Source organism: Maribacter vaceletii (assembly GCF_003634105.1).
Taxonomy (GTDB): domain Bacteria; phylum Bacteroidota; class Bacteroidia; order Flavobacteriales; family Flavobacteriaceae; genus Maribacter_B; species Maribacter_B vaceletii.
In genome coordinates, this window is record NZ_RBIQ01000014.1 from 48,348 (window position 1) to 60,379 (window position 12,032).

Genomic DNA, 12,032 nt, shown 5'->3' on the forward strand with positions numbered 1-12,032 from the left:
ATTTATTCCCATTCTATAGTTGCAGGTGGCTTAGAGCTAATATCATATACTACTCTATTTACACCTCTTACTTTATTTATTATATCGTTAGATGTTTTTTGCAAAAATTCATAAGGTAAATTTACCCAATCTGCCGTCATACCATCTGTACTTTCTACAGCACGTAAAGCTACACATTTTTCATAGGTACGCTCATCTCCCATAACACCTACACTATTTACGGGTAAAAGCATAGCTCCTGCCTGCCAAACCTTATCATATAAACCCCATTCTTTTAATCCGTTCACAAAAATAGCATCTACTTCTTGTAAAATAGAAACTTTTTCTGGAGTTATATCTCCAAGTATACGTATTGCTAATCCAGGGCCTGGAAAAGGGTGTCTTCCCAATAATTCCGGGTCTATCCCCATACTCGCACCTACTCTACGAACCTCATCTTTAAATAACATTCGTAATGGCTCTACCACGTCTAACTTCATATAATCTGGCAAACCACCTACATTATGATGACTTTTTATAGTTGCTGAAGGTCCTCCTGTTGCGGATACAGATTCTATAACATCTGGATAAATAGTTCCTTGAGCTAACCATTTTGCATCTTCTACTAGATGAGATTCATCATCAAAAACTTCTATAAAAACTCTTCCTATTATTTTTCGTTTCTTTTCTGGATCATTCTCTCCTGCTAGTTCATCCAAAAAACGTGCCGAAGCATTTACTCCTTTTACATTTAACCCCATTCCTTCATACTGCGTTAATACACTTTGGAATTCATTTTTACGTAAAAGCCCATTATCTACAAAAATACAATATAGGTTTTCACCTATTGCTTTATGTAAAAGAACCGCTGCAACAGTAGAATCTACCCCACCAGACAGTCCTAGTATTACTTTATCATCCCCTATTTTTTCTTTTAACTCTGAAACAGTGGTATCTACAAAAGCATCTGGAGTCCAGGTTTGTGCTAAACCAGCTATTTTAACTAAAAAATTCTCTAGTAACAATTTACCATCTTTAGAATGGTATACTTCTGGATGAAACTGAATAGCATATGTATCTTCGCCTTCAATTTTATATGCCGCATTCTCTACATCATGTGTGCTTGCTAATTTCTTTGCATTTGTTGGTAATTCCTTAATAGTATCACTATGACTCATCCAAACTTGACTACCTTCTGATATGTTTTCTAAGAATAATTCATCCTTTTCTACAAAAGATAAATTTGCTCTACCATATTCTCTTGTATTTGAAGGCGCAACATTTCCGCCTCCAAAATGTGCTAAATATTGCGCTCCATAACATACTGCTAAGAGTGGTTTTTTTCCTCTAATCTCAGATAAATCCGGATGCGGAGCATCTTCTGCTCTTACAGAAAATGGAGATCCTGAAAGAATCACAGCTTTATATCCGGAAAGGTCTTTTGGAAGGTTATTATAAGGTTTTATTTCACAGAAAATATTTAGTTCTCTAACTCTTCTAGCGATAAGTTGTGTATACTGAGAACCAAAATCTAATATTAGGACGTTATTTTGCATGCGCAAAAATAGTAATTTGAAAATTTTAAGAAAGCATCTTCAAAAGATATTTACATAAGTATTTTAAAATTTATTAAAAGAGACTTGATTTAAAAATTTAGTATAATAAAAAAGCTTAGGAACCACCCTAAGCTTTACATCGAAATTAAAAACCAACCTAAACACATAAAATCATAAAGATTTTATATAAAATTCTTTTTCATAGGAATTTTTATATATAACAACTGAAAAAATAAAAACCCTACTTTATGAGATTTTTCTTACCTTTAAAGTAACTTAAAACAAATTTATGACGAATCTCTATTTACAAGAAATTACGTCTGAATTAAAATTAGCATTAACAAAGAAAAACCACCCCCTAAAATTTTGTGTTCTTGGTACTATTGATTCAGAAAATACTCCTCAATTAAGAATCATTGGGCTTAGAAAGTTTACAGATGATTTTAATTTTACTTTATATACCGACAGGCGATCTGCCAAAGTATCTCAAATAACAAAAAATCCTAAGGTTAGTTTATTATTTTATCATCCTGTAAAAAAATTACAAATAAAAATTGAAGGAATTGCTAACGTTATTAAAGACTGCGGTTTATTAAAAGAACAGTGGTTAAAAATAAATGAAAAAGCAAAAAGAGATTATACCACAATGTTTGCTCCCGGTAGTAAAATAAACAGCCCTGAAGAAATAACATACCTTAAAGAAAAAAACTTTTTTTCTAGCATAGAAATAAAAGCAGAAACAATAGAATATTTAAAACTAAAAGAAACAAGTCATTTTAAAGTTCAATTTCATAAAGATATAAATGGGTGGGTTAGTGAATTTCTTGTTCCCTAAATTACTCCATAGTTTTTAAAATAGCATTTATATCTTCCTCTGTAGTATCTGGGTTTATAAAACAAAAACGGGATACTGTCTCGAAAGTATCTCCTATTTTCCATTTTGTTGGTGTTACAAGTGCAAAACCTTCTTTATGGTTTTTATACGTCCAATCTCTATAATCATTAGGAGACCAACCCTTTCTCCGAAATAAAACGCAAGACAAACTAGGCTCCCTAACTAATTCTACTATTGGATTTTTTGTAATTATTTCTCCAGCTAAATTAGCTAGTGCAATACCTTTTTCTACTGCAGATTTATACAAATCTGTTCCATGCATTGCTAAAGAAAACCACAGGGGTAACCCCCTTACTCTTCTTGTTAATTGAATTTGGTAGTCTGATGGATTAAAACCATGAGCTCCTTCATCTTTAAAAATATCTAAATAACTTCCTTCTTGCGAATGTGCTTCTTTTGCTAATTCTGGGTTTTTATATATTACAGCACCACAATCATAAGGAGAAAATAACCATTTGTGAGGATCAATCGTAATACTATCTGCTTTTTCTATACCTTTAAATAAATGCCTAACAGAGTCTGCCGCTAAAGCACCACCGCCATATGCCGCATCTACATGAAACCAAAGGTTTTCTTTCTCACAAATATCTGCTATTCCATCTAAATCATCTATTATTCCTGCGTTTGTTGTTCCTCCTGTTGCAACGACAGAAAATAACCTTTTACGGTCTTCCTCATCTAAACCATTTATTGCATTCTTTAAATCGTATTTAGACATTAAGTCTTCTGTTGGCACTAGAAAAACATCTACATCTATAACTTTTGCCATAGTTTTAATTGAAGAGTGTGCTCCTATAGAAGTTATTATTAGCCCTTTTTTATTTAAATTCTTATCGTCTTTACGCCAGTTTTCTCTAGCAGCTACCATTGCAGATAAATTAGCAGCAGTACCACCACTTGTAAACACTCCAAAGGCTTTATTTGGCAAGCCTGTTAAAGAAACTAACCATTTCATAGCTTCGTTTTCTGCAAAAATACCGCCAGCTCCTTCCATCCAATAAGCACCATGTATACTAGACGCTGATGTAACCAAATCAAACATAATAGCAGCTCTTGTAGGTGCTGCAGGAACAAATGCTAAATGTCTTGGGTGGTCTATTGGAACCGTAGCTTTAATTAAAACATCTTTAAATAAATTAAATGCATTTTCCCCTCCTATTCCTTCAGGTGTTATAGTTTCTCCTACTATTGCTCTTAGTTCTTCTTCTTTTTTGGGCTTCCCAAATTCTGGATTTGTTTTTGCTATCCTATCTATAGCATATTTTACAACATCCAATGTCATTTCAACTAAACCAATATCTATATTATGCATATTTTTAATTTAACTACTCAAAGTTAGTCTATTAGCTAGACCATTCCATGGGCAAACAAAAAAATAAAATTGTTATTAATCTAAATAAAAACTTAGATTCTCTTTTTCTTTCCCAAAATCATCAATTCTATGAACTTCTTTTACTTCTATAGATTTTAAAGAGTCTGAATTAATTTTTACCACAACACGTTGCCCTTTTTTTTCTTTAGATTTTGGTAGTGTAAAATCGTCTAAAGACAAAACTTCTCTTCCTGGATTTAAAAACCTAATGTTACCTGCATAAGTAACATCTGGTAAAACCCATTGCTTATTCTTAAAATTAGTATTTAAGTCTTCCGAAATTTCATTAAAACTGTAATGTACTGATGAAGGTATTTTAAAAACTTTTTCTATTGGCGTTCTTATAGTTTGTGCAAAAATTATAAAAAGAAAAAAAATGAAACCGTAATTCACATATTTATTTAGACCCTTTATTTTAACCAGAGATAATAAAAGAACTATATATGGAATAAACAAAGGTAAAAGCCACCTAGCATGTACCTTAACTGTATTCATACTTACAAATACCACCAATAGAACTAAGATTTGTGCTATAAACACATGCTTTAACCAACTACTCTCAACAATATTTACAATTGCATTTTTCTTCCAAAAAAGGAATCCAAAAAATAAAAATATAGGGAGAATTAAAATAATTATGCTTTTAAAAAAAGCTAAAAAACTTGAAATTACTGGTATTGTATTTTTATTATCTGTATTTGTTTTTACAACAACACTCTTATGTAACTCATCAACAAAATAAGAACTAGAAAACAAGTCATAAAAATGAGGAAAAATAAGAATCACAATTAAGGCTATAGTTCCTAGTATTCTTTTATTTAAAATTATTTTTTTTAATGAACTATTAAAAGGAATAGCTAAGAACAATGCTCCTAACATTAAAAAATAATTATACTTTGTTAAGATTCCTAAACTAATTACTAATCCTAATAGCACATAGTTAAAAGTAGATTTATTAGTAATTAAACGTTGTATAAAAATAAAAGTCAATACAACGGATAAACACAATAGTGATGTATGTGATAACCTTCTAAAGGTAAAATCTATAAATACCGGCACTAAGGCTAATAGAATAACAGCTAAAGCTGCTTGTTCTTTATTTTTTAGATATTGCTTTCCAAAAAAATACAGACTGCCTATTGTGCCACTAAATAATAAAGCGCGTAAAAATGAAAAAGAAAACTTAGTTACACCAAATACCTTATTCACAAGTATTTGTAACCAAGTATATAATGGTGGCTGATCATCATAAGTTAAACGCCACCATTGAGAATAAAATGCTTGTTCCGCATCTTCTAACTCTAATGCAGCTTTCATGTAACTAATACAAATAATTGCTAATCCACTTAATAAAGCTAGTATTGTAACCTTCTTAAACACATGATATATTTACACTTATTAATCCATTACAAGAACTGAAAAATTTCCCGATAATGGGGTAAGCTTACTTATTAGTTTTGGAATAAGTTCTTCTCCGTATTCTAAATAAAATTCAGCGAAATTTGTATTACGTTCTTGCAAAGAATAGTTTGGAAAAAGCTCATTTTGTAAATCAGACATTCTAATTACATGATCCTTTAGTTTAATTTTCTGGGCTTTTAAAAGACGTTTCTCCAATGCATTCAACCCCTTTAACTGTTTTATTTCTTGTGCTTTAACAGCTCCTAAGAAAGATTTATCTGTTTGTTCTGCCAAACTATACAGACCCAAAAACTGTTCTTGTAAATGGGTACGTTGTTCTGTAAAGTCTATATTAATATTAGATATTTCTCTAATCTTTTTATTAATTAAGCTATTTTGTTTTAAGAATAAATCTGGAATAGACAAATTCATCTTATCCATTTTATTTTTTTGTTTCCCTTTCATAAGTAAAGCAGAATTACGAAGTAATAGGATAGGAAAAGGAACTTCCATAGCCTTAAACATATTTTTTAACTCTAACCAATATGCTATTTCTCCTCCTCCTCCAATATAACAAAGGTTTGGCAAAATTACTTCTTGGTATAACGGTCTTGCAATTACATTAGGAGAAAACCTTTCCGGGTATTTATTTATTTCTTTTTCTAATTCTTCTTTACTAAATAGTAACTCCGTATTATTTATATAATAATTTCCTTCTTTTTCAATAATTCGTTCTCTAATACCTTCTAATAAATAAAAATAATTTATCTGTCTTGGGTTTACTTGTATATTATACTGCTCAGAAGTTTGTTGTATCTCTTCTATGGTTTTAGAAACTTCGGTAAAAGCTACATTTTGGAAAATATCTTTTTTAGCATACGGTATTAATTTTTGTTTTAGTTCTTTAGCATCACCATCTACAATTACCAACCCATAATTACTAAAAAACTCATTTGCTAAATATCTTGTTGCCTCTGTAAGGGTATTATGTTTTAAATATGCATTTTTAAAAACTTCTTTTAAATAACTTGCATTTTTACTAGTTCCTAATTCTTGTTCTAAAATTGCAAATACTTCTTCTAAACCATTTGTATTTAGTTTCCCTACAGCCCCACTTGCCTCTTTATTCCATTGTATTTTTTTTCCTCGAAAATTAAAATAATTTATTTCTTCAAAATCATGATCTTCCGTTGCCATCCAATACACTGGAACAATTTTGTAACCTGGATTCTCTTCTTCTATTTTTTTTGCAAGATTTATAGTTGAAATAATCTTGTATAAGAAATATAAAGGTCCCGTAAATAAATTAAGCTGATGGCCCGTAACAATAGTAAACGTTTTAGAATCTTTTAAAGCTTCTATATTTTGTTTCGTTTTTTCGGATACTTTTATATCCTTATACTGCTTTTCTAAAACAGAAGACAAAACCTCTCTATTTGCAACAGGAAAATGATTTTCTTTTTCTTTAATTTGATGTTTAACACCCTCTAAATTGGGGAAATTAGAATACAAGTTTTTTACAGGTTTTTCCTGATCTAAGTAGTCTAAAATTAATTTTGAAAAAAAACCTGTGCTTCTAAAAGAAATACAATCTACATCCATACCTAAAAAAAATATCTTGTAAAGATAAAACTCTACTATTTTACAGTTCCTAAAAATAAGTTAATTACACAGCTTTAAAAAAAGACACATTTAAAATCAATAAAAACCAATGCCCCTTATTCGTTAATATTTGTTAGATTTGATTTTTTTAGTACTTAAACTAATAATTAATGAAGAACCCTTTACTTGCCTTAATAGTATTCTTTTCTACTTTTTCTTTTGCTCAAAAATTACAATCTCCTTCTGACTTTTTAGGTTATAAAATTGGCTCTCATTTTTCTAGACATCATCAAGTAATAGATTATTTTAAACATGTTTCTACTGCTGCTGCTTCTAATGTAAAATTAGTGGAGTATGGTAAAACTAACGAAAAAAGACCCTTAATTTTAGCATATATATCTTCCAAAGAAAATATTGAAAATTTAGACAACATACGTTTAGAACATCTAAAAAGTACAACTGGAAGTGGTACCAATAAAAAAGCCATTGTTTGGTTAAGTTACAATGTTCATGGCAACGAAAGTGTTAGTACAGAGGCTGCTATGCAAACCATATACGAACTACTTACCTCCAAAAAAACGTACTTAGAGAATACCATAATTATTTTAGACCCTTGTGTTAACCCAGACGGAAGAGATAGGTATGTAAATTGGTATAACCAATATAAAAATAAAGAAATAACCATAGACCCTAATAGCAAAGAACACCATGAAGGGTGGTGGAATGGTAGAAGCAACCATTATATGTTTGATCTAAATAGAGACTGGGCTTGGCTAACGCAAGTAGAAAGCAAACAACGTTTAAAATTTTACAATAAATGGCTTCCTCATGTACATGTAGATTTTCATGAACAAGGTGTAGACAGTCCTTATTATTTTGCTCCTGCTGCAGAACCTTATCATGAAGCCATAACCAAGTTTCAAAGAGATTTTCAAACTACGATTGGAAAAAATCATGCTAAATATTTTGATAAAAATGGATGGTTATATTTTACAAAAGAAGTTTTTGACTTATTATATCCTAGCTATGGAGACACCTACCCTACCTACAATGGTAGTATTGGAATGACCTACGAACAAGGTGGTAGCGGAAGAGCTGGCCTAGCTATAAAAACATATGCTGGAGACATATTAACACTACAAGACCGTTATAGTCATCATTTAACTACAGGAATATCTACTATTGAAGTTGCATCCAAAAATGGAAAAAAACTTAATGAAGAGTTCAAGAAGTTTTATGAAACTAAAAATTATAAATACAATAGCTATGTTTTAAATGGTTCAGAAGATAAAATTACAGCCTTAACAAAATTATTAGACCAACACCAAATACAATACCAACAAGGACAAAACACAAATTTAAAGGGATATCTTTTTAACAGCAGTAAAACAGGAACTTTTAAGAGTACTACTAACAGTTTAGTGGTTTCTACAAACCAACCCAAAAGCACATTAGTTAAAGTTTTATTTGAACCAAAAACAAAATTAACCGACTCTTTAACGTATGATATTACCGCATGGTCTTTACCTTATGCATATGGCCTAAATACTGTAGCTACCACTGCTATAGCTCCAAGTAAAGCTTATGAAAAAAATAACTTAACAACTAATTCTCTAAGCCCTGATGCATATGCCTATATAACAGATTGGAATAGTATAAAAGATGCAAAATTTTTAGCTGCCGTTTTACAAGAAAAAATTAAAGTTAGGTATAGCAAAACCCCTTTTAAAATTGAAGGAAAAACGTATAATCGTGGGAGTTTAATACTTACTAAATTAGACAACGCTAACCATAAAAATTTTGCAGATGAGCTAGGTAAAATTGCTAATACCCATCAGAAAAAACTTTTTGCTACTAAAACTGGTTTTGTAGATTCTGGAAAAGATTTTGGGTCTAACTCGGTGCAAATAATTTCCGATACTAAAGTTGCTATTCTTTCCGGTAAACCAACTTCTACCTTACGTTTTGGAGAAATTTGGCACTTTTTTGAAAACCAAATTAATTACCCCATTTCTGTTCTAGATGCCGATTATTTTGACACAATCAATTTATCTAATTACAATGTGTTAATCTTACCTAACGGAAATAATTACGCTTCCTTTATGACTAGCAAAAGAGTAACTGCGTTACATAACTGGGTAGAAAATGGTGGTAATCTTATTGTAATGGGAAAAGCTTTGCAAAGCTTTATTAACAAACAAGATTTTAAAATAAAGAAAAAGATAATAGAAAAAGACAGTATTAAGAGTCCTAAATCTTTTGCGAAAAATGAAAGAGAACAAATTAAAGATGCGATTACTGGAGCAATTTTTAAAACGAAGGTAGATCCAACGCACCCGCTTTCTTATGGATACAATGACACTTACTTTACACTCAAATTAGGTAATGATACCTATGAATATTTAGATGAAGGAAACGCCGTTTATCTAGAAAAACAAAACACAAAACCTGTATCTGGTTTTGCAGGTAGTAATGCGCAAAAAAAAGTACAAAACACTTTAATTTATGGTACACAATCCTTAAAAAAAGGTAATGTAACTTATATGGTAGACAACCCTTTATTTAGAGGCTTTTGGGAAAATGGAAAACTATTTTTTGCAAATGCGATCTTTATGATAAACTAAAAAAACTATTAAACCCTTATTTTCTAATAAAGTTTGATTGCTGTACAGGCTCACCATACAAATCAAAATCTGCAGCCTCGTTAATTTTTATATTAACAAACTCCCCATGTTTAATATAATATTTTGTAGCATCAATAAGCACTTCATTATCCACATCTGGAGAATCAAACTCTGTTCTACCAATAAAATAATTTCCTTCTTTACGATCTATAATACAACGAAAAGTTTGTCCAATTTTTTGCTGATTTAGCTCCCAAGAAATTTGGGACTGAATTTCCATAATTTGGTTTGCACGATCTTGCTTCACATCCTCAGGGACATTATCTTCTAAAGTATAAGCATGTGTATTTTCTTCATGACTATAGGTAAAACAACCTAAACGCTCAAAACGCATTTCTTCTACCCAGCTTTTAAGTTCTTGAAAATCTTCCTCTGTCTCTCCTGGATATCCAACAATAAGCGTTGTTCTTATAGTCATATTAGGTACCGCTTCCCTAAAATCTTTTAATAATTGCGTTGTTTTAGCATGTGTAGTTCCTCTACGCATACTTTTTAAAACAGAATCAGATATATGCTGTAAAGGAATATCTAAATAATTACAAATCTTAGGCTCCTTATTCATTACTTCTAAAACATCCATAGGAAAACCTGTTGGAAATGCATAATGTAAACGAATCCATTCTATTCCTTCAACCTTTACTAACGCTTTTAATAACTCAGCTAAGTTTCTTTTCTTATATAAATCTAGCCCATAATACGTAAGATCCTGTGCAATTAAAACCAGTTCTTTAACTCCTTTAGCTGCTAATTTTTCTGCTTCAATTACCAAATCTTCTATTGGGGTACTTTTATGCTTACCACGCATTATTGGAATAGCACAAAAAGAACAAGGACGATCGCAACCTTCCGCAATTTTTAAATACGCATAGTTTTTAGGTGTTGTTGTTAACCTCTCCCCTATTAACTCGTGCTTATAATCTGCCTCCAAAGCCTTTAATAAACTTGGCAACTCACTTGTTCCAAAAAACTCATCTACATTCGGTATTTCTTTTTGTAAGTCCGGCTTATATCTTTCACTTAAACATCCTGTAACAAAAACCTTATCTACATCACCCGCATTTTTCTTTTCTACGTATTCTAAAATTGTATTTACGCTTTCCTCTTTTGCATTGGCAATAAAACCACAAGTATTAATAACTACAATATTACCTTCTTCCTCATGAACAACCTCTTTATCGTTGGCACGAAGCTGCCCCATTAATACTTCCGAATCATATACATTCTTAGAGCAACCTAAGGTTACTACATTGATTTTATTCTTTTTAAGTGATTTTGTCCTCATAACTATAAAATAGGGCGCAAAAATACAATAAGCATAACTAACTATATTGTTTTTATACGAATTCTTAGCCTAAAACGTTAAATCAATAAGCATGAAAACCAATCTAAACTATGCTAAAACAGATTATTACGATGAAAAAACATGTGTTTCTGCTATTCATAGCAACAAGCATTCTTTTTTCTGCCTGTTCCAAAGACACTGAAAGTAAAGAAAAGGAGAAAGAAGTAATTCCAACAGAAATATATTTTCCAGAAATAGGTAGTGCTACTTGGGAAACTATTACTCCAAAACAATTAAACTGGAATGAAGATAATTTACAGGGATTATACGATTATTTAGAAACTAAAAATTCGAAAGGATTTATAATCTTAAAAAACGGAAGAATTGTAATTGAAAAATACTTTAATGGCCATTCTCAAAATAAGGAATGGAATTGGTATTCTGCTGGTAAAACATTAGTATCTAGTACTATTGGCATTGCACAAGAAGAAGGTTATTTATCTATTACTAATAAATCTTCCGATTACTTAGGCGCAGAATGGTCTAGTTTAACCACCGAACAGCAAGACTTAATTACCGTAAAAAATCACCTTAGTATGTCTACTGGTTTAAATGATTATGTAGAGCAAACACTAAAATGGATTTGCACTTCTCCTTCTTGTTTTGATTATGAAGCAGATGCTGGTACTAGATGGGCATACCACCAAGGTGCATTTACAAAATTAAAAGATGTTGTAGCAAATGCAACAGGAACCAATTTTAACACCTATTTCTATTCTAAAATAAGAGATAAAATTGGAATGAATGGCTCTTGGAATGAACTAACTTTACTAACACTCTATTCTAGTGATACCAGAAGTATGGCACGTTGGGGGTTACTAATTGAAAACGAAGGTGTTTGGGATTCCGAAACTATTATTAGTAAAAATTATTTTGATGCAATGGTAAATACTTCCCAAGACATCAATAAATCTTACGGTTATTTATGGTGGCTAAACGGGAAAGAAAGTTACATGGGAACTACTTCACAAGAAGTAATTACAGGCTCTTTAGTCCCTAGTGCACCAGATGACATGTTTGCTGCTTTAGGCGCAGATGACCAAAAAATATATGTTGTTCCTAGCAAGGATTTAGTAATTGTCCGTTGTGGAGAAAGTGCCGAAGAAATGCAACTTGGCCCGTCTAGTTTTGATAATGAATTATGGGGCAAAATTAATGCTGTGATTAACTAGTTGGCTGTTGATAAAAAAACTTTTTAATT

At 31.1% G+C, this 12,032-nt stretch carries 8 protein-coding genes; 3 read left to right on the forward strand and 5 right to left on the reverse strand.

The genetic code is table 11. The features are described from left to right. Positions 1-2: 2 nt before the first annotated feature. Positions 3-1,535 carry a glutamine-hydrolyzing GMP synthase gene (gene guaA, locus CLV91_RS16500; protein ID WP_121069335.1) on the reverse strand — a complete coding sequence of 511 codons (1,533 nt, stop codon included), beginning with the start codon at positions 1,533-1,535 and terminating at the stop codon, positions 3-5. 289 nt (positions 1,536-1,824) lie between these two features. On the opposite strand from guaA, the gene CLV91_RS16505 reads away from it, so the two are divergent. Then, positions 1,825-2,370: a pyridoxamine 5'-phosphate oxidase family protein gene (locus CLV91_RS16505; RefSeq protein WP_121069336.1), complete on the forward strand. Its 546-nt coding sequence runs from the start codon at positions 1,825-1,827 to the stop codon at positions 2,368-2,370. Position 2,371: 1 nt separating this feature from the next. Here the strand turns inward: CLV91_RS16505 and CLV91_RS16510 are convergent, their stop codons facing one another. The 3 genes from CLV91_RS16510 to bshC all read right to left on the reverse strand — a co-directional run bounded on the left by CLV91_RS16510 (position 2,372) and on the right by bshC (position 6,805). Then, positions 2,372-3,742 (reverse strand): pyridoxal phosphate-dependent decarboxylase family protein, encoded by a 1,371-nt coding sequence (locus CLV91_RS16510; protein WP_121069337.1) that lies wholly within the window; start codon positions 3,740-3,742, stop codon positions 2,372-2,374. Positions 3,743-3,817: 75 nt separating this feature from the next. Further along, positions 3,818-5,182 (reverse strand): ArnT family glycosyltransferase, encoded by a 1,365-nt coding sequence (locus tag CLV91_RS16515; protein WP_147406436.1) that lies wholly within the window; start codon positions 5,180-5,182, stop codon positions 3,818-3,820. 18 nt (positions 5,183-5,200) lie between these two features. Beyond that, positions 5,201-6,805, reverse strand: coding sequence for a bacillithiol biosynthesis cysteine-adding enzyme BshC (gene bshC / locus CLV91_RS16520; protein ID WP_121069339.1), 1,605 nt, complete (start codon positions 6,803-6,805; stop codon positions 5,201-5,203). 170 nt (positions 6,806-6,975) lie between these two features. Between bshC and CLV91_RS16525 the strand changes: the two genes are divergently transcribed. After that, positions 6,976-9,429: a M14 metallopeptidase family protein gene (locus tag CLV91_RS16525; RefSeq protein WP_121069340.1), complete on the forward strand. Its 2,454-nt coding sequence runs from the start codon at positions 6,976-6,978 to the stop codon at positions 9,427-9,429. A 16-nt stretch (positions 9,430-9,445) separates the two neighbouring features. Here the strand turns inward: CLV91_RS16525 and rimO are convergent, their stop codons facing one another. Beyond that, complete coding sequence (rimO, locus tag CLV91_RS16530) at positions 9,446-10,771, reverse strand: 30S ribosomal protein S12 methylthiotransferase RimO (RefSeq protein ID WP_121069341.1); 1,326 nt, start codon at positions 10,769-10,771, stop codon at positions 9,446-9,448. A gap of 110 nt (positions 10,772-10,881) precedes the next feature. Between rimO and CLV91_RS16535 the strand changes: the two genes are divergently transcribed. Then, positions 10,882-12,003: a serine hydrolase domain-containing protein gene (locus tag CLV91_RS16535; RefSeq protein ID WP_245987208.1), complete on the forward strand. Its 1,122-nt coding sequence runs from the start codon at positions 10,882-10,884 to the stop codon at positions 12,001-12,003. The last annotated feature ends 29 nt before the right edge of the window (positions 12,004-12,032 follow it).